Raw genomic sequence first — 1,542 nt, forward strand, 5'->3', positions numbered from 1 at the left:
TCTTCCGATCTGCCGGCGCCGCGGCCGAGCCCGGCGTGCGGATCTGGAAGCGCAGCGGCGCGTCGCCGTCGGCATAGGCCTGGGCCCAGGCCTGCAGCAGCTCGCCGAGCGTGTCGGAACCGACGCTGGTCAGGCGGCGCTCGGCCGCCGTCGCCGCGAACGCCGGCAGCAGCACCAGCATGGCCAGCAGCGCGAGCAGCCGGCTGCAGCGGCGGCCGCGCATCAGATTTCCTCGCTGGCCGTCGCGGCGCAGACGCGTTCGGCGCCGAAGATGCACGAGAACGTGCTGCCGACGCCGACTTCGCTTTCGATCGCCAGGCGCGCCTGATGCAGCTGCAGCACGTGCTTGACGATCGACAGGCCCAGGCCGGTGCCGCCGGTGTCGCGCGAGCGGCTGCTCGAGACGCGGTAGAAGCGCTCGGTCACGCGCGGCAGATGGCTCGGCGCGATGCCCTGACCCGTGTCGCTGACGCTGAATACCGGCTGGCCGTCGCGCAGTTCCCAGCGGATCTCGATGCGGCCGCCGGCCGGGGTATAGCGCACGGCGTTGCTGACGAGATTGGAGAACGCGCTGTGCAGTTCCTTCGGCGAGCCGTTGAGGTCGACGTCGGTGCGCAGCGCGATGCTGATCGCATGCCGGCCCAGGCTCAGCGCTTCGGCTTCGCGGCGCAGGGTCTGCAGCATGCCGGCCATCGCGACGCGCTCTTCGGGCAGACTGTCCTGGGCCTCGAGCCGCGACAGGGTCAGCAGGTCTTCGACGATCTGGGTCATGCGCCGCGACTGCGAGCGCAGCTCCAGCAGTATCGGTTCGAGTTCGGGCGACTGGTCCGGTTCGATCAGATCGAGATAGCCGTGCACGACGGTCAGCGGCGTGCGCAGCTCGTGCGAGACGTTGGCGACGAAGTCGCGCCGCACCTGTTCGAGCTGCATGAGCTTGGACATGTCGCGGGCGACGAGCAGGCGCTGGCCCTGGGCGTACGGAATGATGCGCAGGCCCAGGCGCACGGCGTCGTCGACCGGCGCCGGCACGTCCATGAGCGATTCGCTCCAGTCGCCGCTTTCTAGCCAGCGCGTCACGCGCGGCGAACGCACGAGATTGGAGAAATGCCCGCCGATGTCGTGCGGATAGCTCAGGCCGAGCAGGCGCGTCGCGGCGGCGTTGAACCAGAGTATCGCGCCGCCGCCGTCGAGCACGACGGTCGCGTCGGGCAGCGCGGCGGCCGTCGTGCGGAACGCGCGCAGCAGCTGCACGAGCCGGCGCCGGCGCGCGAGTTCGCGCCGCTGGCGCAGGGCCGGAATGCGATACAGCGCGCCCCAGAGCGCGCCGCCCTCGTCGCTGCGGCGCGAACCGCTCTGCAGCCAGAGGCCGTAGCGGCGCAGACGCCAGAACAGCTCGGCGAGCTGGCCCGCCGCGGCCGCGAACAGCCACCAGGCCAGGCCGCCGGCGACGGCGCCGAGCAGCAGCGCGACGCCGAAGATGCCGGCGGCGCGCCAGAGGCTCAGCGCGAACGCGCGCTCGACGCGGCCGTTCACGGGTGGACG

Annotated in this window: 1 protein-coding gene and 1 pseudogene; both read right to left on the minus strand. The window is 71.9% G+C overall.

Annotated features, from left to right (window positions below):
- Positions 1–223 (minus strand): annotated as a pseudogene (locus NON22_RS24125) (hypothetical protein); the annotation flags it as partial.
- A complete protein-coding gene (phoR, locus tag NON22_RS24130; RefSeq protein WP_257389528.1) occupies positions 223–1,533 on the minus strand; it encodes a phosphate regulon sensor histidine kinase PhoR in 1,311 nt (436 codons plus the stop codon). The gene phoR and the pseudogene NON22_RS24125, both read right to left, overlap by 1 nt.
- Between the last annotated feature and the right edge of the window lie 9 nt (positions 1,534–1,542).

Origin of the sequence: Tahibacter caeni, assembly GCF_024609805.1 — a bacterium.
Taxonomy (GTDB): domain Bacteria; phylum Pseudomonadota; class Gammaproteobacteria; order Xanthomonadales; family Rhodanobacteraceae; genus Tahibacter; species Tahibacter caeni.